The organism is Allobosea sp. (genome assembly GCF_017308075.1).
GTDB lineage: Bacteria > Pseudomonadota > Alphaproteobacteria > Rhizobiales > Beijerinckiaceae > Allobosea.
Genome location: NZ_JAFKFX010000056.1, coordinates 12,394 through 35,547, shown reverse-complemented (window position 1 = coordinate 35,547; position 23,154 = coordinate 12,394). Strand labels below are relative to the sequence as shown.

25 protein-coding genes, 1 tRNA gene and 1 pseudogene are annotated in these 23,154 nt (G+C 67.1%); 11 read left to right on the top strand and 16 right to left on the bottom strand.

Features of this window, described 5'->3' with window-relative positions; all coding sequences use genetic code 11:
- The 3 genes from J0J10_RS25960 to solA form a co-directional block, all read right to left on the bottom strand.
- The coding region (locus J0J10_RS25960; RefSeq protein ID WP_291650396.1) for a TRAP transporter small permease subunit at positions 1-533 on the bottom strand (533 nt) is incomplete at its 3' end.
- 108 nt (positions 534-641) lie between these two features.
- Complete coding sequence (locus tag J0J10_RS25955) at positions 642-1,805, bottom strand: multidrug effflux MFS transporter (protein WP_291650394.1); 1,164 nt, start codon at positions 1,803-1,805, stop codon at positions 642-644.
- A gap of 114 nt (positions 1,806-1,919) precedes the next feature.
- Positions 1,920-3,059 (bottom strand): N-methyl-L-tryptophan oxidase, encoded by a 1,140-nt coding sequence (gene solA, locus J0J10_RS25950; protein WP_291650391.1) that lies wholly within the window; start codon positions 3,057-3,059, stop codon positions 1,920-1,922.
- A 272-nt stretch (positions 3,060-3,331) separates the two neighbouring features.
- Here solA and J0J10_RS25945 point away from each other — a divergent pair, with 272 nt between their 5' ends.
- The gene (locus J0J10_RS25945) at positions 3,332-5,053 is read left to right on the top strand and encodes a methyl-accepting chemotaxis protein (protein ID WP_291650389.1); all 1,722 of its coding nucleotides are present in this window, start codon (positions 3,332-3,334) and stop codon (positions 5,051-5,053) included.
- 27 nt (positions 5,054-5,080) lie between these two features.
- On the opposite strand, the gene J0J10_RS25940 is transcribed toward J0J10_RS25945, so the two are convergent.
- The 5 genes from J0J10_RS25940 to J0J10_RS25920 form a co-directional block, all read right to left on the bottom strand.
- Positions 5,081-6,085 carry a Gfo/Idh/MocA family protein gene (locus J0J10_RS25940; RefSeq protein WP_291650387.1) on the bottom strand — a complete coding sequence of 335 codons (1,005 nt, stop codon included), beginning with the start codon at positions 6,083-6,085 and terminating at the stop codon, positions 5,081-5,083.
- Complete coding sequence (locus J0J10_RS25935) at positions 6,082-7,104, bottom strand: Gfo/Idh/MocA family protein (RefSeq protein ID WP_291650385.1); 1,023 nt, start codon at positions 7,102-7,104, stop codon at positions 6,082-6,084. The genes J0J10_RS25940 and J0J10_RS25935 overlap by 4 nt, the downstream gene beginning before the upstream one ends.
- 10 nt (positions 7,105-7,114) lie before the next feature.
- Positions 7,115-8,299: an ABC transporter substrate-binding protein gene (locus J0J10_RS25930; RefSeq protein WP_291650383.1), complete on the bottom strand. Its 1,185-nt coding sequence runs from the start codon at positions 8,297-8,299 to the stop codon at positions 7,115-7,117.
- Between the two features lie 134 nt (positions 8,300-8,433).
- On the bottom strand, positions 8,434-9,507 hold the full coding sequence (locus J0J10_RS25925; protein WP_291650381.1) for an AI-2E family transporter: 1,074 nt from the start codon (positions 9,505-9,507) through the stop codon (positions 8,434-8,436).
- A gap of 132 nt (positions 9,508-9,639) precedes the next feature.
- Positions 9,640-9,894 carry a hypothetical protein gene (locus tag J0J10_RS25920; protein WP_291640621.1) on the bottom strand — a complete coding sequence of 85 codons (255 nt, stop codon included), beginning with the start codon at positions 9,892-9,894 and terminating at the stop codon, positions 9,640-9,642.
- A 390-nt stretch (positions 9,895-10,284) separates the two neighbouring features.
- On the opposite strand from J0J10_RS25920, the gene J0J10_RS25915 reads away from it, so the two are divergent.
- From J0J10_RS25915 to J0J10_RS25900, 4 genes and pseudogenes are all read left to right on the top strand, one after another.
- Entirely contained in the window at positions 10,285-10,923 is a 639-nt protein-coding gene (locus J0J10_RS25915) for a lysophospholipid acyltransferase family protein (protein ID WP_291650379.1), read from the top strand.
- Entirely contained in the window at positions 10,920-11,870 is a 951-nt protein-coding gene (locus J0J10_RS25910; protein ID WP_291650377.1) for a phosphatidate cytidylyltransferase, read from the top strand. Before J0J10_RS25915 ends, J0J10_RS25910 begins: the two co-directional genes overlap by 4 nt.
- A gap of 20 nt (positions 11,871-11,890) precedes the next feature.
- Positions 11,891-12,273 (top strand): annotated as a pseudogene (locus J0J10_RS25905) (hypothetical protein).
- On the top strand, positions 12,260-12,901 hold the full coding sequence (locus J0J10_RS25900; protein WP_291650375.1) for a CDP-alcohol phosphatidyltransferase family protein: 642 nt from the start codon (positions 12,260-12,262) through the stop codon (positions 12,899-12,901). The pseudogene J0J10_RS25905 and the gene J0J10_RS25900 overlap by 14 nt, the downstream one beginning before the upstream one ends.
- 14 nt (positions 12,902-12,915) lie before the next feature.
- Here the strand turns inward: J0J10_RS25900 and moaA are convergent, their stop codons facing one another.
- Positions 12,916-13,926 (bottom strand): GTP 3',8-cyclase MoaA, encoded by a 1,011-nt coding sequence (moaA, locus tag J0J10_RS25895; protein WP_291640665.1) that lies wholly within the window; start codon positions 13,924-13,926, stop codon positions 12,916-12,918.
- A gap of 165 nt (positions 13,927-14,091) precedes the next feature.
- Here moaA and J0J10_RS25890 point away from each other — a divergent pair, with 165 nt between their 5' ends.
- The gene (locus J0J10_RS25890; RefSeq protein WP_291650373.1) at positions 14,092-14,460 is read left to right on the top strand and encodes a gamma-butyrobetaine hydroxylase family protein; all 369 of its coding nucleotides are present in this window, start codon (positions 14,092-14,094) and stop codon (positions 14,458-14,460) included.
- Positions 14,461-14,499: 39 nt separating this feature from the next.
- Here J0J10_RS25890 and J0J10_RS25885 read toward each other — a convergent pair whose 3' ends face one another.
- The 3 genes from J0J10_RS25885 to J0J10_RS25875 form a co-directional block, all read right to left on the bottom strand.
- On the bottom strand, positions 14,500-14,814 hold the full coding sequence (locus J0J10_RS25885; RefSeq protein ID WP_291650371.1) for a ClbS/DfsB family four-helix bundle protein: 315 nt from the start codon (positions 14,812-14,814) through the stop codon (positions 14,500-14,502).
- Entirely contained in the window at positions 14,723-15,022 is a 300-nt protein-coding gene (locus tag J0J10_RS25880) for a ClbS/DfsB family four-helix bundle protein (RefSeq protein ID WP_291650369.1), read from the bottom strand. Before J0J10_RS25880 ends, J0J10_RS25885 begins: the two co-directional genes overlap by 92 nt.
- Before the next feature lie 168 nt (positions 15,023-15,190).
- On the bottom strand, positions 15,191-15,769 hold the full coding sequence (locus J0J10_RS25875) for a L,D-transpeptidase (protein WP_291640635.1): 579 nt from the start codon (positions 15,767-15,769) through the stop codon (positions 15,191-15,193).
- A gap of 701 nt (positions 15,770-16,470) precedes the next feature.
- On the opposite strand from J0J10_RS25875, the gene J0J10_RS25870 reads away from it, so the two are divergent.
- Positions 16,471-16,545: transfer RNA gene (locus J0J10_RS25870), tRNA-Val, on the top strand.
- 255 nt (positions 16,546-16,800) lie between these two features.
- On the opposite strand, the gene J0J10_RS25865 is transcribed toward J0J10_RS25870, so the two are convergent.
- Together J0J10_RS25865 and J0J10_RS25860 are read right to left on the bottom strand one after the other, a co-directional pair.
- Positions 16,801-17,025 carry a hypothetical protein gene (locus J0J10_RS25865; protein WP_291650367.1) on the bottom strand — a complete coding sequence of 75 codons (225 nt, stop codon included), beginning with the start codon at positions 17,023-17,025 and terminating at the stop codon, positions 16,801-16,803.
- Between the two features lie 223 nt (positions 17,026-17,248).
- Entirely contained in the window at positions 17,249-18,337 is a 1,089-nt protein-coding gene (locus tag J0J10_RS25860; protein WP_291650365.1) for a helix-turn-helix transcriptional regulator, read from the bottom strand.
- 166 nt (positions 18,338-18,503) lie between these two features.
- Between J0J10_RS25860 and J0J10_RS25855 the strand changes: the two genes are divergently transcribed.
- Complete coding sequence (locus J0J10_RS25855; protein WP_291640659.1) at positions 18,504-18,743, top strand: hypothetical protein; 240 nt, start codon at positions 18,504-18,506, stop codon at positions 18,741-18,743.
- A gap of 156 nt (positions 18,744-18,899) precedes the next feature.
- On the opposite strand, the gene J0J10_RS25850 is transcribed toward J0J10_RS25855, so the two are convergent.
- Both J0J10_RS25850 and J0J10_RS25845 read right to left on the bottom strand, forming a co-directional pair.
- Entirely contained in the window at positions 18,900-19,361 is a 462-nt protein-coding gene (locus J0J10_RS25850; RefSeq protein WP_291650363.1) for a hypothetical protein, read from the bottom strand.
- A 141-nt stretch (positions 19,362-19,502) separates the two neighbouring features.
- Complete coding sequence (locus J0J10_RS25845) at positions 19,503-20,174, bottom strand: HAD family hydrolase (RefSeq protein ID WP_291650361.1); 672 nt, start codon at positions 20,172-20,174, stop codon at positions 19,503-19,505.
- Between the two features lie 247 nt (positions 20,175-20,421).
- On the opposite strand from J0J10_RS25845, the gene J0J10_RS25840 reads away from it, so the two are divergent.
- From J0J10_RS25840 to rpiA, 3 genes are all read left to right on the top strand, one after another.
- Positions 20,422-20,739, top strand: coding sequence for a hypothetical protein (locus J0J10_RS25840; protein ID WP_291640667.1), 318 nt, complete (start codon positions 20,422-20,424; stop codon positions 20,737-20,739).
- Between the two features lie 132 nt (positions 20,740-20,871).
- Positions 20,872-22,323, top strand: coding sequence for an NAD-dependent succinate-semialdehyde dehydrogenase (locus J0J10_RS25835; protein ID WP_291650359.1), 1,452 nt, complete (start codon positions 20,872-20,874; stop codon positions 22,321-22,323).
- On the top strand, positions 22,320-23,030 hold the full coding sequence (rpiA, locus tag J0J10_RS25830) for a ribose-5-phosphate isomerase RpiA (protein WP_291650357.1): 711 nt from the start codon (positions 22,320-22,322) through the stop codon (positions 23,028-23,030). Before J0J10_RS25835 ends, rpiA begins: the two co-directional genes overlap by 4 nt.
- Positions 23,031-23,154: the final 124 nt, after the last annotated feature.

Here is a 23,154-nt window from a genome sequence, read left to right as displayed (position 1 = left end):
GCATGGCCGCGCGAGCTGTCGTCGTCGTCGAGCTTTCCGCGCATGATCGCGATCTGCTTGATGATCTCCGAGATGCCCTGGAAGACGAGCATCACGAAGCCGATCACGACCAGGCCCTTGGCCGGCCATTGCGGCAGGCCGCCGGCCGAAAGCGACTGCTCGTTGATCGCATAGGAGCGCAGGAAGAACGGCACCGAATGATAGACGATGAGCAGGGCGAACGGCATCAGGAAGAGTACATGTCCGACCAGGTCGATCCATTGCTGGACCCGCTTGGGCAGCATGCTGTTCACGATGTCGATGCGGATATGCTCCTTCACCTGCAGCGTCCAGGAGGCGCAGAGCAGGAAGACCGCGCCGAACAGCACCCATTGCAGTTCGAGCCAGGCGTTGGAGGAGATGCTGAAGAGCTTGCGGACGATGGCGTTGACGGAGGCGACGATGACGGCGAGCAGGATCAGCCAGGCGACCTTCTTTCCGATCTCGCGATTGATCTTGTCGATCACGCGGCTGAAAGCGAGTGGTCCTTCCACTGCGGGCCTCCCTGACGTCTCGGATGATGGCGGCATCATGCGCCGCATGGAGGGCGGTTATACCAATGCGACATGACGCGCAAGATTATGTCTGAGGGGCACTGTGGATCAGCGTCCGAAGCGCAGCGCGAGCAGAGCCACGGCAAGCATCAGCCACATCATCGCCATCAGCGCCTGCGGCCAGACGACGACCGCCGCGCTGATCACGATCGTCGCGAGCGCACCGGAGCCGAGCTGAACGGCACCCATCAGACCGGCCGCTGAGCCGGCGAGTTCGGGCCTGGCCGAGAGCGCGGAAGCCGTCGCGCCGGGTATCGTCAAACCGTTGCCTATGGCGTTCAGGGCAAGCGGCAGGAACAGGGTGAGCGGCGTCCAATGCGCCGACAACGAGATCGCGAAGGCGGCGCTCAGCGCGACGAAGGAGATCGCCAGCCCGATCCGCACCATCCGCGCCGTGCCGACCCGGATCGCGAGGCGCGACATCGCGAAATTGCCGATCATGTAGCCGAGGGCGTTCAGGATGAAATAGGCGCCATAGACGTCCGAGCCGCGCCCCATCGTCTCGACGACGATGAAGGGGGCGGCTGCGATGAAGGCGAAAAAGGAGGCCGAGGTCATCGCCAGCGCGACGACGTCGATGATGAAGCCGCGGTCGGCGGCGAGCGCCGGGAAGGCCCGGAAAACGCCGAGCAGCGAGGTGCTGACGCCGAGATTGGGCGCGGTTTCGGGCAGGCGCAGCGCGGTCAGCGCCAGCACCGCCACCCCGGCCGCGGTCATCGACCAGAAGATCATCCGCCAGCCGAACCAGGTCTCGATATGGCCGCCGACATAAGGGGCGAGCATGGGGGCGACGACCATCACCATCGTCACCGAGGCGATCTGCCCGGCCGCCTCGTCGCGGCTCGACGTGTCGCGGATGATGGCGCGAGCGAGAGCGAAGGTCGTGCCGGCGCCCGCGCCTTCCAGCACGCGCGAGAACAGCAGCGTCTCGGTGGTCTCGGCGAGTGCCCCGAGTGCCGAGCCGGCGATGAAGGCGACGATGCCTGCTAGCACGCAGGGGCGTCGGCCGAACCGGTCGGAGAGCGGGCCGACGACGAGCTGAGTCGCGGCGACGGCGACGAGGAAGAGCGTCAGGGTCAGCTGGATCGTGGCGTAACTGGCCGAAAAAGCCCGCGCCAGCGCCGGTGTCGCCGGCGCGACCATATTGAGGGCGATCGGCTGCAGCGTTGAGATCGCGACCAGGATCAGCAGGGTCGGGCGCTTCGGGCTCATCGCGGCTTGCCGCCTTCCGGTGTTTGCCGCGGCATCCGCGCCGCGATGGCGTGAATGCCGCTGCGATTCTGGGCGGCGGTAGCCAAGGCAAGCTCCAGTCGGGGCGAGATGGGCTCAGGCGTCGAAGCGGGCGAGCGCGAAGGGGGAAAGATCGAAGGGCGTCGGGGTGCCGGTGCTGAGATCGGCGAGGATCTCGCCGATGGCGCTGGCGAACTTGAAACCATGGCCGGAGCAGGCCGAGGCGAAGACGGCTTGCGGCACGCCCGGCACGGTGTCGATCACGAAGCCCTCATCGGGCGAGACCGTATAGACGCAGCCCTTCACGGTGAGGGGATCGCCGGCCGCGTCGGGAAGATAGCGCGCCAGGCATTCGCGGATCAGGCGCAACTGAGTGGCGCTCGGCGTCCGGTCGGGGTCGCGCGGATCCATCGGCTCGCGCCCGAAATGCGGCCCGCCGAGCTTGAAGCCGGGATGCTCATAGAGCGGGAAGCCGTAGAAATTGCCTTCCTCGACGGTGAGGATGAAGACGGGGAAGACGCCCTCGCGGAACAGTTCGGGCCGGCGCGTGGTGAACCAGCCGATGGCCTGGCGCACGGTTCTGACGCGCGTTGCCAAGGCGGGGACCGCGTCGGCGATCCAGCCGCCCGAGGTGATCACCAGCCGACCGGCCGAATAGCTGCCGCGCTCGGTACGCACGACCACGCCGCCATCGGCGGTCGGGCGCCAGTCGAGCATCGGCTCGCCGGTGCGGATCTCCGCGCCTTTCGACTGGGCGAGGCCGACATGGGCGAAGATCGCCTTCTCCGAGGCGACGAAACCGCCATCGGGCTGCCAGAGTGCCTGGTGCCCGGCGGGGAGTTGGAAGGCCGGGAAGCGCCTGGCGATCTCGTCATGGCCCAGCACCTCATGCTCCAGGCCGTGGTCGAGGCAGGATTGCAGCGAGGATTCGACGGGGCCGGCCCCTTCCGGCGCCAGATCGAGCGAGCCGGTGACATGCAGCAGCTTAAGCCCCGCGGCCTCGCCGGTCTCGCGCCAGAGCTGGTGCGCCCGGCGCACGATCGGCACATAATGTGAGCCCTCGAAATAAGCGAGGCGGATGATCCGGGTCAGCCCGTGCGAGGAACCCATGGCGTGACCGAGGTCGAAGCGCTCGAGCCCCAGCACCCGCAATCCGCGCTTGGCCAGATGCCAGCAGGCGGCCGATCCCATGGCACCGACGCCTGCGACGATCACGTCGTAATGGGGCGCAGTCATTGCTGTCATTGTCCTCGGCAGCGGGCCGGTCGTGGCCGGAAAACGGGCTTAATCTAGTCCGGCTGGCCAGTCCCGGTCCATGCCCGCCGCGCGCATATGCGCGGTGGGCTCATACCTGCCGCGCTGCCCGAGGCCATTGCGCGGTGCAGGGAGGGCAGCAGAGGATTCGTTAACGCTGTTTGCTGCAAACTGGGCCGGTATGCGCCTTTTTACGGGAACGGCCTATGCTTGCTCGCTCAGTTCGGCGTCTGTTGGGCCGCGGCGGCCCTGCCATGCCGGCCACTGGGGCGGTGGCGCTGGCCGAGCCTGTGGTCGCGACCGCACCGCCGGAAGCGCAGCCCGAGCCGCCTATCGGCGAAGCCATCAACGAACTCGAGAACGACGTCGTCGCCGCGATGCGCCGGCTGAATGACGGGCTCGACCGGGCCGAGGAGTTTTCCGCCCGTTCCGAAGCGCGTTCGCGCGAGATTCATGGCGGCATGGCCGAGCTGCGCGACGTGACTTTCACCGCCAGCACGAATTCCTCGGCGCTTGCCAGCGCCACCCTGCAGGTTTCCGAGGCGGCCGAACGGGTCGGGGCTTCGATGCTGGGCGCCAGGGACATGCTCGACAGCGCCGCGACCCGCGCCGCCGAGGCGGCTCGGATGATGAGCGATCTGGCGTTGGCGGCCAGCGAGATCCGCTCGATCGTCGATGCGATCGCCGACATCGCCCGCCAGACCAATCTGCTCGCCCTCAACGCCACGATCGAGGCGGCGCGCGCCGGAGAGGCCGGCCGGGGCTTCGGAGTGGTGGCGCAGGAGGTCAAGTCGCTCTCGCTCGAAGTCCGCGACGCCGTCGAGGATATTCGCGGCCGGGTCGACCGGCTGCATCTGAGCGCGCAGGGCTCGGCCTCCTTCGTCAGCGATGCCTTCCGTCTGGTCGGCGACGTCAATCCGGTGATGGCGACGATAGGCGAGGCCTCGCAGGAACAAGCCGCTGCGGCGGCGGAGCTTTCGCGCTCGGCCGAGGTCACGGCCCGTTTCATCGAGACGGTCCAGCAGCGCGTCAGCGATGTCGACCGGGTTGCGCTGGCCGCGGCGGACGAGAGTGCCGGCGCGCGCCGGGCGCTGTCGGAGGGCGCGCGCCAGGCTGACGGCCTGCTCGAGCGCTTCGTCCCGACCTTGCGTCAGACGCTGTTCGCCGACCGGCGCCGGCATGACCGGTTTCCGACCGAGCTTCCTGCCGTTCTGGCGGTCGCGGGTCAGAGCCACGCCTTGCAGACCATCGATCTCGGCTTCGGCGGCACGCTGCTCGCCTGCGCCGAAGATCTGCGCCTGCCTCTGGGCGCGCTGGGCGAGATCACCATCGACGGCCTGCCGGCGCTCGCATGCCGGGTCAAGGCGCGCAGCGATCTTGGATTGCATATCGCCTTCGAGGATGATGACGGCCAGGGCTCGGCGGCGCTGCGCCTGCGCCTGGCCGAGGTCGAGGACGGCTATCGCCCGCTGATCGAAAGATCGCAGCTGTTCTCGCGCCAGGTCGCGCTCGCCTTCGAGGATGCGCTCGGCCGGCGTCAGCTTGCTGAGGACGATCTCTTCGATACCGACTATCAGTCTCTGCCCGATACGGAGCCGCCGCAGTTCCGCAACCGTGCCCTGCCGGTCCTGCAAAAGATCCTGCCACCGGTGCTGGCCGAAGCGTTGAAGAGCGATACCCGTCTGGTTTTTGCCGTCGCGATCGACCGCAACGGCTATATCCCGGTACATCACCCGCAATACTCGCAGCCGCAGCGCCCCGGCGACCGCGGCTGGGACCCGGCCTATAGCCGCGACCGGCGCATTTTCGACGACCGCGCCGGCATCATGGCGGCCCGCTCGACCAGGCCCTTCCTGGTCCAGTCCTATCATCGCGACATGGGAAGCGCCGGCATGCAGCTGATGCGCGAGGTCGATGCGCCGCTGCGTATCAATGGCCGCCATTGGGGCGCTGTGCGCATGGCTTATCGGATGTGAGGCCTCGCTGCGCGGCGGGAGCCGGTTTCAGCGCCGGCCCGCCAGCAGGATCGCGTCGATCAGCCGCTGGGAGGCCAGCGCTTCCTCGCCGGTGACGACGGGCTCGCCCTCGCTCTCGATCGCATCGAGGAAGTCCGCGATCACCGCCCGGTGCGCATCGTGCGGGAAGTCCATGATGTTGGCCCCGGAGCCGGTGCTGCCCTCTGCCTCCACGGTCTCGCGGCGTCCGTCGAGGAAGGAGAGCTCGAGCCGTCCGCCGACCAGCGCCGCATGGCCCTGGCGGCCGATGATCTCGATGCGCTCGGGATGGCCGGGATAGGCCGCGGTGGTGGTGACCAGCGTCGCCGGGGCGCCATTGGCGGTTTCCAGCAGCGCGCCGACATAGTCCTCGGTCTCCATCCTGTGCAGCCCGGTGGTGCGGATCTGGGCGGCGACGACGCGGGAGACGCCGACCAGCGAGCGGAACAGGTCGAGCGAGTGGATCGCCTGCGTCAGCAGCACGCCGCCTCCGTCGCGAGCGAGCGTGCCGCGGCCCGGCTCGTCGTAATAGGATTGCGGCCGCCACCACGGCACCTGCAGCAGCGCGGCCTCGACCTCGCCGAGCTCGCCAGCGTCGAGCGCCGCCTTCAGGCGCTGGCTCGCAGGCCGGAAACGGTGCTGCAGCACGACGCCCAGCACCTTGCCGGCCTGCCTCGCCGCCGCGACGAGTTCCCGGCCCCGCGCGGCCGTCAGCTCGAGCGGCTTCTCGACCAGCACATGCTTGCCGGCCGCAAGGCAGCGCTCCGAAACCGCGAGATGGCTGGAAGGGGGTGTGAGCACGAGCACCGCTTCGACGGCGGGGTCGGCGAGCGCCGCCTCGATCTCGGTCGTGCCCGGAAAGGGGAATTGCTGGCGGTAGGCGTCCAACCGCTGCAGCGAGCGGCTGACGACATGCCGGACATCGACCCGCTCCGCCAGGTCGAGGAGGCTGCGCGAATGGGGCAGGGCGGCCGGCCCCAACCCGATGACGGCGATGCCGATCTTGCGTGTCATTTCGCTTCGGTTCCTCCGATCGGCAAGCGTACGGCCCGGTCCTGCGCATGCAGGGCGAGCCGGCAGACCGTGAAGACATGTCTTTGCGTGACCGCCCGCTCGCTGCGATTTGTGACATCCGCGACGAGGTCGCGGAAATAGGTCAGAGGCTCGCCGGAGGCGTCGATATGGCGGGTGCCGGCCTTGTCGACCAGAAAGAGATGGTCGGTGCCCGGCCGGCCCGCGATGTCGAGATATTTGCGCAGCTCGATCGTGCCCTCGGTGCCGAGGATGGTGAGCCGTCCGTCGCCCCAGGTCGGGAGCCCGTCGGCAGTGAACCAGTCGACGCGAATATAGCCGCTAGCCCGGTCGCTGCGCAGCAGCACCTCGCCGAAATCCTCGAAATCCGGCAGGTCGGGCGCGCCGAAATGGCCAACGCCGGAGGCGACGATTTCGGCATCCTGCGAGCCGGTGAAATGCAGGAACTGGTCGATCTGGTGCGAGGCGATGTCGGTCAGGATGCCGCCGAAATACTGCTTGTCGAAGAACCAGTCCGGCCTGATCGCCCGGTTGAGCCGGTGCGGGCCGAGGCCCAGGGTCTGGACGATCCGTCCGATCGCGCCATCGGCGATCAATTTGCCGGCGACGATCGTCGAAGGGACGATGAAGCGCTCGGAGAAGCAGACCGAGAAGATCCGGCCCGTTTCGGCGACGGCGTGCTCGACCGCCGCGAGTTGCTCGAAGGAGGTGACGCCCGGCTTGTCGACCATCACATCCTTGCCAGCGCGCATCGCCCTGATCGCGAGCGGCCCGCGCTCGGAGGGGATGACGGCACAGACGACCAGCTCTATCGTCGGATCGTCAAGCAGCTCGTCAGCTCGCGCCTCCGCGAGCTGCGGGAAGCGCTCGCGGAAGCCGGCGAGCACGCGCGGATCGCTGGTCGCAGGATCGAAGCCGGCGCAGTCCGCGCCGGCGTCCAGCAGGCCACCGACCATATGGTAGATATGGCGATGGTCGAGGCCTATGGCGGCGAAACGCATTCGCCGCCTCTCACTTCGGCGCGCGCCCGGCGCCGATCTCCTGGTCCCAGCGCCGGAAGGCGGCGACCAGGCGTTCCGGCGTCAATGGTGGGCGGGTCGGCAGGCTGGCGATCAGCCCGTCATATTCGGGCCGGCCGAACTCCTTCAGCACGTCCTGGCTCTCCTGCGGCGCCATGGCGAGGGTCACGCCCTTGATCGCCGGGCCGGGATAGAAATAGCCCTTGTCATAGGTCGCCGCCTGCGATTCCGGCTTCAGCAGATGCGACATCAGCGCCAGGATCACCGGGATCTTGGCCGCCGCCACGCCTTTCGGGATGCACATGAACTGGGTGTCCGGAATCCAGTGCGTGTTGGCGATGGTGAAGACCTTGGCCCCCTTCGGCACGATGCCCAGCGCGCGCGGGTTGATATCCCAGCCCAGCGTCGAGACGATGCAGTCGCGCGTGCCGTCGCCGAGCTCCTTCATCGTCGCGGCGGTGCCGGTCGGATAGTAGTCGATCGCCGTGCCGAGCTCCTTGAGATAGGCCCAGCTCTTGGCCCAGCCGTTCATCGGGTCGGTCGGGTCGCTGTCGCCGAGGATGTAGGGCATGCCCTGCAGGAAGGTCCAGCCGGGGCCGGAATTGAGCGGGCGGGCATAGGTGAAGCGGTTCGGGTTCTGCTTCACATAGGCGAGGAACTCCTCGGCCGTCTTCGGCACTGTCTTGAGCTTGTCGGGCATGTATTCGAACAGCGGCCCGGACGGCGAATAGACCACGGCGACGCCTTCGTTCTGGCCGAAATTGCGCTGCATCATCAGCGCCTGCTCGTGATAGACATCCTCGGCCTTGGGCAGGCTCGCAGTGTGCGCCTTCCAGACGTCGACCCATAGCCCCTGCTGGATCCCGTCCGACATCGCACCCGGCCCGGTCAGCACCATGTCGATGTCGACGCGGTTGGCGTCCTGCTGCGCCTTGAGCTTGGCCGGCAGTTCCGGCGAGGGGGCTCGCGAAAAATTCAGCCGCGAGATCAGCTTCGGATTGTCCTTCGCGAATTTCTCGATCGAGATCTGCGTCAGCTGCAGATTGCCGGCGACGTCGATGATGTTGAGCATCACCGGGCTCGAAGGCATCGCGCCCTGGGCGAAGGCGCCCCCTGCATGCAGGGCGGCTAGGCTGGAGGCGCCGGCGATCACACTGCGTCGTGTCGGATTGGCCATGTCCCGTTCCCTCTGTCTCGGTCCATTTTTGCTGCGACCTTGGCATGTATACTAGTGCACAAGGAGCGGACGGCAAGCGGCAATGGCGCGAAAGGAGAAGGTGCGGGGCGGTTCGGCCCAGGCCGGATGGCAGGTCAGCCCGGGCGCTGCTCCAGCCATTCCAGCAGCAGCACATAGCTGACGGCGAGGAGGACGGGGCCGACGAACAGGCCGAGAAGCCCCTCGGCGATCATGCCCCCGATCACACCGAACAGGATGATAGGCATCGGGACTTCCAGCCCCCGGCCGAGCAATAGCGGCCTGAGAACGTTGTCGCTGAGCCCGGCGACGACGTTCCAGATCAGGAAGATCACCGCCGGCTGCGTCGGTTCGGTAAAGAAGACATAGGCGACGACCGGCAGCGTCAGCAGGATCAGCGGAATCTGGATGATGCCGAGCAACAAGGCGACGAGCGTCAGCGGGCCGGCGGCCTGCAGCCCGATCGCGAAGAAGCCGAGCCCCAGCAGAAACGACTGGACCAGGGCGACGCCGACCACGCCGAGGCCGACGCCGCGGATCGTCGCCGCGGTCAGGTTGGCCAATCGCTCCGTCCGCTCCTGGCTTCCCGTCACACGCAGCAGCACGCGCCGGACCAGGGCAGCGGCATCCAGGCCATAGGCGAGGAGGACGGCGGCGATCGCGAATGAAACGATGAACGACAATTCGCCGATCACCAGCCGGCCCGCGAACGAGCCCAGCCAGGCGAGCGGGCCCGTCAGCAGGTGTCCGTATTTCGCCAGGACAGCTGGCAGATTGGCGGCGATGAGCGTCCAGTTCTCCGCCAGTTTCGCGCCAATCACCGGTACGCCTTCGAGCCAGAGCGGCGCCGGCGGAAAGCTCAGGTCCTGGCCCTGCAGGCTCGAGATCAGCGAGTAGAGCCAGGTCGCCAGGGACGTTACCATGAGCGCCGTCGGCCCCAGCAACAGCGTGACGCCGAGCACGCCGATCAGCAGGGCCGACCAACGGTTGCCGAGCCGCGGCGCCAGGCGGCGATGCAGCGGGTAGAGCATCACGGACAGGATCGCCGACCAGATCAGCAGAAAGACGAAGGGCAGGATGATGCGGGCGCCGGCATAGGCCAGGATGGCCACGAGCCCGACCCGGATCGCCGTGTCGATGATGGTCGAGACCGGGAACGCCTGGCCGGTTTCCGGCGCCTTCCTGTCCATCGATCTGTTCCTCGATCAGATCCTTGGGCGAGCCCGCGCCTCTTCGGCGCGGCCCGGCCGGAATGGTCGTGGCCCGTCCTTAGCAGAGCGAAGAGGAGGCGCTGCTCCGCAGCTGCCGCGGAGCCGACGCTTTTAGCGCCTGCCGGCCCGGTTGACCGGGCCGCCGCGGTTCATCGGGGTCCCCGGCCTCACGCCGACGCCCGGGGCGCCGACGCCGGGCGTCGCGACGGCGCGCGCCACCGGCCGTGGTGCCAGGGCCACGCCGGGCCTGGCGACACAGCCGACGGGATAGCCGATATAGGTGCAGTAGACGACCGCGCCGGCCTCTTCTGTGCTCGTGCCGACGAATGCGATCGCCAGCGCCGCCAATGTGATCGGGAGCTTCATATCAACCTCCATCGACTGTCTTCGTGCAGGCAAGATGGGCGAACGCCGGCGAAGTTTAGGACCCGGGTCAAGCCTACGCCTATCATAACTGGATTCCAGCCCGCAGGCATCCACTCGGCCGCCCCGTCGATGTTGCAGCCTAATTCAACTTCGGGACTTTCAAAACGGGTGGCCCTTGGGCTTGCGCGAGATTGCCTCCTCCATCTTCCGGTAGAGCAGGGCGCCGTCTGCAGCGGGTGGAGCGGAGCGAGCAGGTCGGCGAGGCACACATGGAGAGTGCAGCCCAGCCGTGTGCGGTGGCAGTCCTCGAAATCGCCTCAGACTCCCGCAATGTCGACAGCGTTAGCTATGAACGCTACGTCATCGCAAGGCTGCAATCGGGTGGGGGGAATGCGCGAAATCGGAGCCGGCCTGGCTGGTGCGCTCATTCTGTTCTTTGCTCGCTTCATCACGGCGGTCCGCGGGCGCTGGGACGGCATCGCACCGACCGACGAACAGCGAGTCTATTTCGCCAACCATGCCAGCCACGGCGATTTCGTCCTGATCTGGACCGTGCTGCCGCGGCGCCTGCGCTTCGCGACCCGGCCGGTCGCCGGCAGCGACTACTGGCTGAAGAGCGGCCTTCGACGCTTCATCGGCCGCGATGTCTTCAACGCCGTCCTGATCGACCGCGACCCCACCACCCGAACGAGCGATCCGATCGTCCAGATGAGTGAAGCGCTCGATGCTGGTTCGTCCCTCATCGTCTTCCCGGAAGGCACGCGCAACACCACGGAGGCGCCGCTGCTGCCGTTCAAGAGCGGGCTGTTCCATCTGGCGCAGGTGCGCCCGAACGTGGCGCTCGTGCCGGTCTGGATCGACAATCTCAACCGCGTCATGCCCAAGGGCGAGTTCGTGCCGGTCCCACTGGTCTGCACCGTCACCTTCGGCGCGGCCCTGTCCGTCGCCGAGGGCGAGACGAAGCAGGATTTCCTGGCGAGGGCTGAGGCCGCGCTGCTCGCTTTGTCACCGAAGGCGAACGCGTCATGACGATGCCGCATCCCGATCTTCTCGCCGTTCTGGCCGGCCTGCTCGGCGTCCTGATCGTGGCCTCCACGATCGGCTATGTGCTGCAGCGCCGCCTCTCGCCCGACGGCTCGAACGCCGTGGTCGAGAACCTGAACGATCGCATCCGCGCCTGGTGGATCATGATCGTGCTGATAGGCCTGGCGCTGATCGGCGGCAAGACCGGCGTCACGCTGCTCTTCGCCTTCTGCTCCTTTGCGGCGCTGCGCGAATTCATCACGCTGACCGACACACGACGCGCCGACCATTGGGCGCTGGCGGCCGGCTTCTTCGTCGTGCTGCCGGTGCAGTATTATCTGATCTGGATCGACTGGTACGGGCTCTACTCGATCTTCATCCCCGTCTACGCCTTCCTGCTGATGCCGATCCTCGCCTCGCTGCGCGGCGACACCGAGCATTTCCTCGTCCGCATCGCCGAGGTGCAGTGGGCACTGATGATCTCCGTTTTCTGCATCTCGCATGTGCCGGCGCTGCTCAGCCTCGACATTCCTGGTTTTCAGGGGCGCAATGTCCTGCTGATCGCCTTCCTCGTCATCGTCGTGCAGATGAGCGACGTGCTCCAATACGTCTGGGGCAAGCTGCTCGGCCGCACCAAGATCGCGCCGAGGCTGTCGCCGTCCAAGACGGTCGAGGGCTTCGTCGGCGGTGCGCTCAGCGCGACGGCGGTCGGTGCCGCCTTGTCCTGGATGACGCCGTTCACGCCGCTGCAGGCGGCGTTCCTGGCGCTGGCCATCGTGCTGATGGGCTTTTTCGGCGGGCTGGTGATGTCGGCGATCAAGCGTGATCGCGGCATCAAGGATTGGGGCCATCTGATCGCCGGCCATGGCGGCTTCCTCGACCGGCTCGATTCGGTGGTGTTCTCCGCCCCGATCTTCTTCCATCTCGTTCGCTATGGCTGGTCGGCAACGTGAGTCCGCCGCTCGCGCGCCTGATGCGAAGCAGCATCGTCCATGTCGGTTTCGCCTTCCTCGCCATGGGGAGCTGGGCGGCATTCGCCAACCGAGCCATCCGATGCCGGCACCGCTCCTCGCCGGGCTGATCCAGGGCACATTGTCGGCGCTCATCACGCTGCTGCTGAAACGGGGCATCGAGTATCTCGCCAGCCGTTTCACCGGATTGACCGCGCTTCTGGCGCCGCCCCTGATCGCCGGTCTCGTTTCGGCCAGCCTGCTGACCGCCATCCACATGATCGGCGGCACGCCAGAGATCGCCAGGACGATCGCCGTCCCGCTGACGGTCGCGATCAGCTATGCGGCGCTCTACAATCTCTCGCTGTGGCGGGGCAGGAAGGCGATGGACCATGGCGCAGGATAGCGATCGACGCCCGCTCGCGAGCCGCGACACCGGTTGGGCCCGGGGCATTGCGCGCCGGCTGAGCGCAAGCGGCATTACGCCGAACCAGATTTCGATGGCCAGCATGGCGATGGCGGCCTGCGCCGGCGCCGCCTTCTGGCTTGCGGGCAGCGCGGTCTCCGGGCTGCGCGCCGCTCTGCTGCTTGCTGCGGCCTTGTTCTGCCAGCTCAGGCTGCTCTGCAATCTCTTCGACGGCATGGTCGCGATCGAGGGCGGCAAGCAGGAGGCCGATGGCCCGTTCTGGAACGAGTTTCCGGATCGGGTCGCCGATATCCTGATCCTCACCGGCGTCGGCTACGGGATCGGCCTGCCGGCCCTGGGCTGGGCCGCGGCCGCTTTTGCCGTGCTGACCGCCTATACCCGCGAGCTCGGGCGCAATTGCGGGCTGCCGGCCGACTTCTCCGGCCCGATGGCGAAGCAGCACCGCATGGCGACGATCACCGTCGCGGCGCTCCTCTCGCTGCTCGAGCCGCTATGGCGCGGACAGGGCGAGGTGTTGGTGATCGCGCTCTGGCTGATCGCGGTCGGCGCGGCCGTGACCGCTCTCAGGCGGGCGGCGAATATCGTGCGCGGATTGCGGGCTCGCTGAGAGCCACGCGTCCCTCAGCCCCCGGTCACGCTCATATGCCGGCCGACCGCCGCGCGCGGACGGCGCCGGTCGATCACGAAGTCGTGGCCCTTGGGCTTGCGCGAGATCGCCTCTTCCATCGCCCGGTAGAGCAGGGCGTCGTCGCTGGAGGCGCGGATAGGGCTGCGCAGATCGGCGGCGTCCTCCTGGCCGAGGCACATATAGAGCGTGCCGGTGCAGGTCAGGCGCACGCGGTTGCAGCTCTCGCAGAAATTATGCGTCATCGGCGTGATGAAGCCGATGAGGCCGCCGGTCTCGGCGACCCTGACATAGCGGGCCGGCCCGCCGGTCCGGTAGGGATCGTCGGTCAGCGTGTAGCGGTCCATCAGCCGGGCGCGGACCACCGAGAGCGGCAGGAACTGGTCGAGCCGCGCCGGCTCGATCTCGCCGAGCGGCATCACCTCGATCAGGGTCAGGTCCATGCCGAGCCCGTGGGCCCATTGCATAAGCCCCTCGATCTCGTCCTCGTTGACGTCCTTCAGCGCGACCGCGTTGATCTTGACGCGCAGGCCCGCCGCCCGCGCCGCCTCGATCCCCGCCAGTACCTTGGAAAGGTCGCCCCAGCGCGTGATCTTGCGGAATTTCTCCGGATCGAGCGTATCGAGCGAGACGTTGACCCGGCGCACCCCGCAATCCGCCAGCTCCTGCGCATAGCGGGAAAGCTGCGAGCCGTTGGTGGTCAGCGTCAGCTCGTCGAGCGCGCCCGAGGCCAGATGGCGCGAGAGCGAGCGGAACAGGTTCATGATGTCGCGCCGGACCAGCGGCTCGCCGCCGGTGATGCGCAGTTTCCGCGTGCCGCGCGAGACGAAGGCTGTGGCGACCCGGTCGATCTCTTCCAGCGTCAAGAGGTCGCGCTTCGGCAGGAAGGCCATGTCCTCGGACATGCAGTAGACGCAGCGGAAATCGCAGCGATCCGTCACCGAGATGCGCAGATAGGAGATGTCGCGGCCGAACGGGTCGACCAGCGGCGCACGCGTCAGCGGCATATGGGAATTGATCAGCACTCTGGTTTCGTCTCGCCAGCGTTTCCACCAAGCGCTGCTCGCACGTGCGTGGTGGCAGCCGCATCGCTATAACAAGGACAGAGATTGGCACCGGCACGGCCGGCGTCAATAGCTGCAAATGCCACATCACCTTGGTGAAGAACGAAGATGTCCACCTGGCCGACCGAAATACGCCTGTCCAAGGACCGGCGGACCCTGCATGTCTCCTTCGAGGACGGGGAGCGCTACGAGCTCGCCGCCGAGCTGCTGCGCGTCGAAAGCCCCTCGGCCGAGGTCCAGGGCCATGGCCCGACTCAGAAGCAGACGGTGCCCGGCAAGCGCGAGGTCGAGATCCTCAAGGTCGAGCCGGTCGGTCATTATGCCGTGCGCCTGACCTTCGACGACATGCACGATACCGGCATCTATGGCTGGGACTATCTGCGCGAGCTCGGCCGCGACGGCGAGGCGAAGCTGCGAGCCTATCTCGACGAGCTCGCCGCGAAGGGGCTCTCGCGGGAACGCGTGAGGCGGGGATAGAGGGCCGCTTTGGCGGCTCGGCCGGGCATCAGGGCTGGATCAGCCGCGTATCGGCAAGTTCTTCGCCTTCAGCCATTTTCGCAGGCGGGCCTGCGCATTGGCATAGGGCGAGGCGGTGTTGAACTGGATCATCCGCCCCATCGTCCATGTCCCATACCAGGGGCGTTCATAGAGAATGGCGTTGTCGCGGCTTGCGATCGCGGCGACGATCGCCCCTTTCGCAGCGTCGAGGCGTTCGAGAAGCTGCGGAAACGCGACGTCTTCATGGTCGCGGTAGAATTTCTGCGCGAGCTTGCCGAGCTCGTTCCATTTGAAGCCGGTTTCCGGGAATGTCGATGGGGTGCCCTGCCGCATCCCGTTCCAGCCATTTCAGCAGGAGCTCGTTCCAGCCGACGAGATAAGCGACGAGGTCGCAGGGGCTCATCTGCGTGTCTTTGGCGTGCCCTGGCAGGCTGCGTTCGCGGGCCAGCGCTTCGGGAGTGCTCGCCAGCGCGGCAGCCAGTTTTTCGAAGCTGGCGTCGATCAGGCCGAGCAAGGCCTCCTTGTCCTGCGGAACGGCCATCCTGCTTCCCCCGGTGCCAAGGCTCCAGAGAGGCGAGCCCCTCGGTTCGGCCTGCTTCGACGAGCAATACCCCTCGCCGAGCGCGGGCGGTCGCGGCGGGGCTGTTGCAGCGTCAATGAAAAAGGCCGGCGCGAGGCCGGCCTTCCCGAAATCGGATAGCGGCGCGGCTCAGCGGGCGACGACGACCCGGGTGCCGACCCTGGCACGCTCGTAGAGGTCGATCACATCGTCGTTCAGCATGCGGATGCAGCCCGAGGACACGGCCTGACCGATCGTCTCCGGCTCGTTCGAGCCGTGGATGCGGTAGAGCGTCGAGCCGAGATAGAGCGCGCGGGCGCCCATCGGGTTCTCCGGGCCGCCCGGCATGAAGCGCGGCAGGTCGGGGCGGCGCTTCAGCATCTGCGCCGGCGGGGTCCAGGTCGGCCACTCGGTCTTGCGCGAGACGGTCTGCACGCCGGCCCAATCGAAGCCGGGGCGGCCGACGCCGACGCCATAGCGGACGGCCTTGCCATCGGGCAGCACGTAATAGAGGCGGCGCTCGGCAGTGTTGATGACGATCGTGCCGGGGCGCTGATTGGTGGAATAGGAAACGATCTCGCGCGGAATGGCTGTCGCCTGGGCCTTGGCCGGGTCGACATATTGCGTCAGCGGCTGGCGGGTCAGCGGATCGATCTCGGCGACGGCGACGGTCGCGCTCGCCGAAAGGCACACGCCGGCGAGCAGAGCCAGGTTGGAAAGACGGGTCATTGTGGCCTCGGACGGGAAAGAGCGGTGACGCATGGGAAAACGGTGACGGAAAAACGTCAATAATTTCCCAAATTTTTGGCAGCAACGCGGCTTTTGCGCAATCGACAGAAGATCACATCGGCGAGACCTTTCGAGCTTTCGGCGTTCCCGTTGCGGCAGCGCAACAGGCCTCCGCGCTGCCATCGCCTTGGCGCATTTTGGCCGGCTTTCGCAAACAGCCGCGCAAAAAAGGCGATTCGAGGCTGGTCCGGCTGCGTCCAGCGGCGTCGCCGGCTGCCGGGCGCAGCTTCCGGGCTCTGGCCCTGGTGCGATGCGGGCAGGAAGCTGTCGGATGCCGAGCGTGTCTGCCTTTCGCCCGCAGCCCCATTCGAGCGAGCGGGAGGGGCATTGCCGGATGAGGGTCGAAGACGGCGCGGAGCCGCGCATCGTCCGAATCGCGTGCGCCATATGCGGATCGGCGCGAAACGATCCCAATTCGACGAGCGTCGGCTGCGACCTGCGGCCGGCCTGGACCGCCTTCCGCGCTCATGCGGTGGTGTCGCGGCGCGGAACCCACGCGAAATCCTGGCCGTACCGTAGTGGTGTCGTCCGCCGGTCCGTCTCCGGCAGGCGGCCTCTCGCGGTTGTCCCCGGCTCGTCGCCGATGACTGCGACGCCATTCTTGACGCCGCCGCCGATGAGCCCTAGGAGAAGCGCGCTCCGGGCGGCTAGCTCAGCGGTAGAGCACTCCCTTCACACGGGAGGGGTCACAGGTTCGATCCCTGTGCCGCCCACCATCCTTCGGTCATGCCGAGCCGGACGATCGACGAAGCGCCCTATGGTGCTCGGGTGACTTCATTCCTTTGCCTGCAGAATGCCTGGTTTGGAGCGAGCGCGCCCACGTCCGAAATACGGCTATCGATTAAAGTCGTGCGCGGCCGATGTCGTCGTCTTGACGTTGCGCCTTGGTGCCCCTCTCGCCACGTACAGGCCCGGCCAGACACAGGCCCGCTTGGATGGGCAGACGCAGGAAAGATTGTCAGACCTAGGGATCACGGCCGGCGGATATTCTCGCCTTGCTCCGCATCGGCAGGCTCGTTCTCATTGTCCACCAGGGCCGCCTGAAGCACGCCGAGAATGTGCCTGATCGTTCCCACCGGCTTTCCGCATGTCTGGCAGCTGAGCAAGCTCCGATCGTCAGTCCATTCGGGGATATCGATGATGGCGGCGCCACAGCCGTCACAAGCGAACTTTCTGTCTCCGAACTGAACGATCAAGGCAGTACCTCTCGGAGAATATGCCGTATTTTTAGGCAAATACGATGATGCATATAACGATTGGCTCGGCAAGACGCGTTCTGACGCAGCGTTCTCATGATCGACCGGACCGGGCGCGGGACCGGAGCCGGCAGCGTCGCGGCCGGGCGGAAGAGCACATCCGGACCCGATTCGCGCCGGCCGGGTCGGCGATGATCGGCGCTCGGCTTCTGCTCTGCGGGTCTCATAACGCCAGGGGCGCCAGCCGGCGGATGAAGTCCGCTTGCGATTGCGAGCCGGTCTTCGACAGGACACGCTTGAGCTGCGAGCGGATCGTCTCCCGTCCCACCTGGTGCGCGGTGGCGATCTCGTCGACGGAAAGACCTTCGAGAAGCTTCCTCGCCACGGCGGCCTCTGCGCGCGTCAGATCGTAGAGTTCGCAAAGCAGTGAAGTCTCGATCCTCAGGCGCCGGTCCGAGCTCGTGACGACGAGCATCGCCTGCGCCCGCGCGAAGATGTCGCGGGCCTGGCGTCGGATCGGCAGCACGTGGAGTATGAAGGCGGCTCGGTCGTCCCGGCGTGGAACGGCGATCGAGCGCGTGTCGCCGAGGTGATCCTGCCTCAGCTCCGACAGCGCTTTCTGCAGCAGCGCATTGGCGCGGGCGTCGTCGAGCGCGATCTTGTCGCGCGCCCGGATGATGATCTGGCCGAGTAGCGTTTCAAAGCGTGGATTGGCTGCCGTCACCCTGCCGGCCCCGTCGATCAGCGCTGCCGGCGATCCGGCCTGTTCGAAAGCTGCAAGGCTGGCCTGCGCCCGTTGCATCTGGAGCTTGCTGGCGAGGACCGCCGCCCGCGCCAGATGCGGACGGATGCCGTCGAGGATCTCGACCTCGCGCCGCGCAACCGGGCCGAGTTCGAACTTCCGTTCCAGGGTGAAGACGATGTTCTCGCCGGAAGCGGCGCGCACATGCGTTGCAGTGCCCCAGCCATAGCCTTCGGGGCGCATGAAGTCGGTGTAGAGCGGAACCTGTTCCAACTCCTCGGGGCTGAAGAGATCGAGGTCGGTCACGAAGCCGGAGCCTCCATGCGCCAGCAGACCGGCCATGCGGGCGTTCCGCTCCATCCAGCCCTGTGCCAGGAAGCGCTCGAAAACCGGCGCGAATGTCTTGCTGGCGACCCAATTTGTGCCTTGGTCCGTGTGGGCGAACAGCAGCCCTCCCGTACAGCCGGCGATCTCCGCCAGTCTTGCTATCGCGTCGGGCCAGACCTCGGGCACCGCGGCTGCTTCGTAGAGCATCGCCACGGCGTCGGTGAACTCATCCATCGCTGGCATGCATAGGCCTCGTCGCCCCATGACGAAATCGGGGAAGTGGTGCGTTCACCATCGTGACGAGACACAGGAAAGGTCAACTGCGTTCGGAACCGATTTCGCCGCCCGGCGTAGATCTCCTGACAAGCAGGGGCTTGGCGCACGGAGACTTGCGCAAGGAGGCTTGGCGATGGCCACGCGGATCAAGGGCTACCCACAATTCGAGCGGGCAATGCACCGCCTTCAGGAACTGTCGGGCTTTCCTGAGGGAAGTCCGGAGCATCGCGAGATGCAGGCGCTGGAGCAGGCGCTTCACGATTGGGAGCAGGGTGAGGGCCGGGCGTTCGACGACGAGAGCGTCTGGCCCGAAGGCCCGCAGCAGCACTTCTGCAGCGCGCTGTCGCATGGCGATCCCGCCGTGCAGCGATAGCGGCGCTACAGGCTGATGGGAGATCGCGGCTGGATTCCGGCTGCTATAGTATCGGACCGAAAAGTGGGATCCACTTTTCGGGAAATTCCGATGCGATAACGCTGAGATAGATCGCCGTGACCGCGTCCGAACGGACGCGCGGCGACCCAGCTGGGCCTAGAGACAGCTCCGGATACCGCTCTTGACGAGATCCTGCCATTCGGGGCCGAGGGCCTCGCGGGCGTCGACGGCCTCCTCGGCGCCGGGTTCGCCCTCCCGGAACATGACGACGCTCAGCGACCGGTCATGCGAGCCGGTTGTGACCGTCGGCCCCGGCACATAGGTCGTCGTCGTGCGATAGACGCCGCCGGACATGGCGCCGGTCGTCTGGAAGCGCCCCGGCATGCGCGTCGTCGAGACATTGTTCTGCGATTGACCGCCGGTGATGATGTAGCGGTCATAGCCGGCGCGCAGCGTCTCGATCGCCGCGCTTTTGGCAGCCACGCGGGCGGCGCCCTGCGCGCCGCATTCGGGCGCCGCGCCGGCATCGATCTGGAGCGTGTTCTGTGAGGTGCGTGTCGCCTGCGCGCTCGCGCAGCCGGCCAGGGCGGCCGCGACCAGGACAAAGGCAATTCTCATTTTAGACGCATCCCCCGTAGCGCCCGGGATCCTGCCCGAGCGCCCCGAGGGCGTCTAGAGAGCGCATTCCTCAGTCAATCCAGATGGTTAGCAGTCGGTTTCCGACAGTGGTCGCGCCATCGAACCTGCCGGGACAGCAGATTAGGCGAGCACCTGGCGCACGGCGTCGGGTAGCGCGTCGAAATGCTGGATCACGCGGTCCGGCCCGAGGCTTTCGATCGGCACGTCGGTATAGCCGAACGGTACGCAGATCACCGGCAGCCCGGCGGCCCGGGCGGTGTCGATGTCGGTGCGAGAATCGCCGATCATCACCGCGCGGGCGGGGTCGGCACCGGCCTGGGCCACGGTCTGCGTGAGATGGCGCGGATCGGGCTTGAAGAAGGGGAAGCTGTCGCGCCCGGCGATCGCCGCGAAACGGTCGGTGATCGCAAAATGGTCGAGGATCAGCCGCGTGTGCAGGATCGGCTTGTTGGTGCAGACGCCGAAGACAAAGCCTTCCGCGGCGAGCGTGTCGAGCGCGCCGATGACGCCGTCGTGCAGGAAGCTGTTGGGCGCGACCGCCTCGGCGTAGATCGAGAGGAAATCCTCGAACAGCACTTCGAGCTTCTCCGGCCCGAGCGGGCGGCCGCTGACCTTGAAGCCGCGCTCGAGCAAGGCGCGCGCCCCGGCGCCGACCAGTTCGCGGGCCCGCTCGACGGGCAGCGCCGGCAATCCCTCGCGTTCGAGGATGACGTTGAGCGTGCGCATGATGTCGGGGGCGGTTTCGGCGAGCGTGCCGTCGAGGTCGAAAACGACGATGGGAGGCAGGGACATGGCGATCTCTGTGGCTGCGTTGCTCGGCTTAAAGGCCTTCGGCTGCGGCTTGGCAAGGGCAGGCCGACACCGGGCCTCTTCTGCTCACATTGGCGTGCCCGGCAAATTGGCAGGCTCATCCCGGCTGGCCAGCATGATAGTCTGCGGGCGAATCGTCGGAAGGGTCGCAGTGGTGTCGAAGATCTCGGAAAATCCGAAGCGCAGGCTTGGCCGAGCGCTCCCGCTCGCCTGCTGCGCCGCGGCGTTTCTGGCGGCTCCCGCCTTCGCCGCCCCCTTCGAGTTCGCCCCGGCGCCGCAGACCGATCTCAACCGCGTCTACCGGGTCGACAAGGCGACCGGTGAGGTCGGCGCCTGCCAGTTCCAGCTGAAGGAGGGCGGGATCGGCGTCACCGCCTGCTTCCCGGCCGGCGAGGGGGCGGGCCCTCAGCCGCCGAGCGACTATGTTCTCGTGCCCTCGCGGCATGAGCGCGAAGGCGGCATTTTCCGGGCGAACGTCCGAACCGGCGAGATGAGCATCTGCTACGTCTTCGACGACAAGGTGGTCTGCACGCCGCAGGCGAAATAGCGGGCATTTCGGCCCGGCTGGACGGCTTCTGCCGGGCGCCCATGCGTCTGATGCGGGTTTTTTGCTGTCGGCAAGCCCGGTGCCCGCATGCTAGAGCGCCTGGCATTCCCTCCGCAATGTCCGAGGCCTGCCATGCTCAAGCTCAACGACCCGTCGCTTTTTCGCTCGCAGTGCTATGTCGACGGTGCCTGGATCGGCGAAGGCGCCGATGTCGTCGACAATCCGGCGACCGGCGAGGTTCTCGCGAAAGTGCCGCGCTTCGGCGCCGATGAGACGACCGCCGCGGTCGAGGCTGCGGCACGCGCCTTCAAGCCCTGGGCGAAGAAGTCGGCCAAGGAGCGTTCGGCGATCCTGCGCAAATGGTTCGAGCTGATCATGGCGAACCAGGAGGATCTGGCGCAGATCATGACGGCCGAGCAGGGCAAGCCCCTGTCCGAGGCGCGCGGCGAGGTCGCCTATGCCGCCTCCTTCGTCGAGTTCTACGCCGAGGAAGCCAAGCGCATCTATGGCGAGACGATTCCCTCGCCCTTCCCGAATTCGCGGATCATCGTGCAGAAGCAGCCGGTCGGTGTCTGCGCTGCGATCACGCCCTGGAACTTCCCGGCGGCGATGATCACCCGCAAATGCGCGCCCGGCCTCGCGGCGGGCTGCACCTTCGTGGTCAAGCCGGCGCCGGACACCCCGCTGACTGCGCTGGCACTGGTCGAACTCGCCGAGCGCGCCGGCTTCCCCAAGGGCGTGATCAACGTCGTAACCGGTGATGCTGTCGCGATCGGCGGCGTGATGACCTCGCATCCGGCGGTGCGCTTCATCGGCTTCACCGGCTCGACCCCGGTCGGCAAGCTCCTGATGCAGCAGGCGGCCTCGACCGTGAAGAAGGTCGGGCTCGAGCTCGGCGGCAATGCGCCCTTCATCGTCTTCGACGATGCCGATCTCGATGCGGCGGTGGCCGGCGCGCTCGCCGCCAAGTTCCGCAATATGGGCCAGACCTGCGTCTGCACCAACCGGCTCTTCGTGCAGGAGGGCATCCATGACGCGTTCGTGGCGAAGTTCGCCGGCGAGGTCGCCAAGATGAAGGTCGGCAACGGCGTCGAGGTCGGCGTCGTCCAGGGGCCGCTGATCAATGCGCGCGCGGTCGAGAAGGTCGAGCGTCACGTCGCCGACGCGGTGGCGGGCGGGGCCAGGGTCGTGACCGGCGGCAAGCGCCATGCGCTCGGCCGCAGCTTCTACGAGCCGACCGTGCTGTCGGGCGTGACCACCAGGATGCTGGTGACGCGCGAGGAGACCTTCGGCCCGGTCGCGCCGGTCTACAGCTTCAAGAACGAGGACGAGGTCGTCGCGCTCGCCAACGACACGCCCTTCGGCCTGGCCGCCTATTTCTACACCCGGGATCTCGGCCGCGCCTTCCGCGTCGCCGAGGAGCTCGAATACGGCATGGTCGGCATCAATTCGGCGATGCTCGGCACCGAGGTCGCCCCCTTCGGCGGCGTCAAGGAATCCGGCCTCGGCCGCGAGGGCTCGCTGCACGGCATCGATGAGTTCGTCGAGATCAAGTACATGCTGATGGGAGGGCTCGGCGCGTGAGCGACGCTCTGAAGAAGGCGGCGGCCGACGCGGCCCTCGCGCTGGTCGCGCCCGGCATGCGGCTCGGCCTCGGCACCGGCTCGACTGCGAAGCTCTTCGTCGACGGCCTCGGCGCCAGGGTCGCGCAGGGCCTGCAGGTCATCTGCGTCGCGACCTCGGAAGCGACCCAGGCGCAGGCCGAGAGCCTCGGCATTCCGATGTCGACCCTCGATCTGACGCCGGAACTCGACCTGACCATCGACGGCGCCGATGAGGTCGATGCCGAGCTCCGGCTCATCAAGGGCGGCGGCGCCGCCCTGCTGCGCGAGAAGATCGTCGCGGCGGCCTCGAGGCGCATGGTGGTGATCGCCGATGCCGGCAAGCTGGTCGGAACCCTCGGACGCTTTCCGCTGCCGATCGAGGTCGTGCCCTTCGGGCTCGAGGCGACCAGGCGGGCAGTCGCGGCGGCCATCGCCGCTTCGGGCGCGAATGGCGAGCTCGTGCTGCGCAAGCGGCCGGACGGGACGACCCTCCTGACCGATGGCGGCCATTTCATTCTCGACGCCCATCTCGGCAGCATCGCCGATCCCGAGCGGCTTGCGGCTTTGCTCAATCAGGTGCCGGGCGTGGTCGAGAGCGGCCTGTTCATCGGCCTGGCGACGGCGGCTTTCATCGCGCGGCCCGAGGGCGTGCAGATACTTGGGGACATCGCGGCGCAGCGCGACTGAAGTCGCTCGTCGCCACGTTCGCGCCCGTTTTCCCGGCAATGCCCGGGCAGCGAACATGTCCAGCAAAAGTGGTTTCCACTTTGGCTGGACATGTTCTAAGAGCGGCCACTGGTGTGTCGGTCCG

What these genes read in the sequence shown, in the direction of transcription:
- J0J10_RS25955 (WP_291650394.1), bottom strand. Translation starts at nt 1,805, where the DNA reads ATGAGCCCGAAGCGCCCGACCCTGCTGATCCTGGTCGCGATCTCAACG.
- solA (WP_291650391.1), bottom strand. Translation starts at nt 3,059, where the DNA reads ATGACTGCGCCCCATTACGACGTGATCGTCGCAGGCGTCGGTGCCATG.
- J0J10_RS25945 (WP_291650389.1), top strand. Translation starts at nt 3,332, where the DNA reads ATGCCGGCCACTGGGGCGGTGGCGCTGGCCGAGCCTGTGGTCGCGACC.
- J0J10_RS25940 (WP_291650387.1), bottom strand. Translation starts at nt 6,085, where the DNA reads ATGACACGCAAGATCGGCATCGCCGTCATCGGGTTGGGGCCGGCCGCC.
- J0J10_RS25935 (WP_291650385.1), bottom strand. Translation starts at nt 7,104, where the DNA reads ATGCGTTTCGCCGCCATAGGCCTCGACCATCGCCATATCTACCATATG.
- J0J10_RS25930 (WP_291650383.1), bottom strand. Translation starts at nt 8,299, where the DNA reads ATGGCCAATCCGACACGACGCAGTGTGATCGCCGGCGCCTCCAGCCTA.
- J0J10_RS25925 (WP_291650381.1), bottom strand. Translation starts at nt 9,507, where the DNA reads ATGGACAGGAAGGCGCCGGAAACCGGCCAGGCGTTCCCGGTCTCGACC.
- J0J10_RS25920 (WP_291640621.1), bottom strand. Translation starts at nt 9,894, where the DNA reads ATGAAGCTCCCGATCACATTGGCGGCGCTGGCGATCGCATTCGTCGGC.
- J0J10_RS25915 (WP_291650379.1), top strand. Translation starts at nt 10,285, where the DNA reads ATGCGCGAAATCGGAGCCGGCCTGGCTGGTGCGCTCATTCTGTTCTTT.
- J0J10_RS25910 (WP_291650377.1), top strand. Translation starts at nt 10,920, where the DNA reads ATGACGATGCCGCATCCCGATCTTCTCGCCGTTCTGGCCGGCCTGCTC.
- J0J10_RS25900 (WP_291650375.1), top strand. Translation starts at nt 12,260, where the DNA reads ATGGCGCAGGATAGCGATCGACGCCCGCTCGCGAGCCGCGACACCGGT.
- moaA (WP_291640665.1), bottom strand. Translation starts at nt 13,926, where the DNA reads ATGCCGCTGACGCGTGCGCCGCTGGTCGACCCGTTCGGCCGCGACATC.
- J0J10_RS25890 (WP_291650373.1), top strand. Translation starts at nt 14,092, where the DNA reads ATGTCCACCTGGCCGACCGAAATACGCCTGTCCAAGGACCGGCGGACC.
- J0J10_RS25885 (WP_291650371.1), bottom strand. Translation starts at nt 14,814, where the DNA reads ATGCGGCAGGGCACCCCATCGACATTCCCGGAAACCGGCTTCAAATGG.
- J0J10_RS25880 (WP_291650369.1), bottom strand. Translation starts at nt 15,022, where the DNA reads ATGGCCGTTCCGCAGGACAAGGAGGCCTTGCTCGGCCTGATCGACGCC.
- J0J10_RS25875 (WP_291640635.1), bottom strand. Translation starts at nt 15,769, where the DNA reads ATGACCCGTCTTTCCAACCTGGCTCTGCTCGCCGGCGTGTGCCTTTCG.
- J0J10_RS25860 (WP_291650365.1), bottom strand. Translation starts at nt 18,337, where the DNA reads ATGCCAGCGATGGATGAGTTCACCGACGCCGTGGCGATGCTCTACGAA.
- J0J10_RS25855 (WP_291640659.1), top strand. Translation starts at nt 18,504, where the DNA reads ATGGCCACGCGGATCAAGGGCTACCCACAATTCGAGCGGGCAATGCAC.
- J0J10_RS25850 (WP_291650363.1), bottom strand. Translation starts at nt 19,361, where the DNA reads ATGAGAATTGCCTTTGTCCTGGTCGCGGCCGCCCTGGCCGGCTGCGCG.
- J0J10_RS25845 (WP_291650361.1), bottom strand. Translation starts at nt 20,174, where the DNA reads ATGTCCCTGCCTCCCATCGTCGTTTTCGACCTCGACGGCACGCTCGCC.
- J0J10_RS25835 (WP_291650359.1), top strand. Translation starts at nt 20,872, where the DNA reads ATGCTCAAGCTCAACGACCCGTCGCTTTTTCGCTCGCAGTGCTATGTC.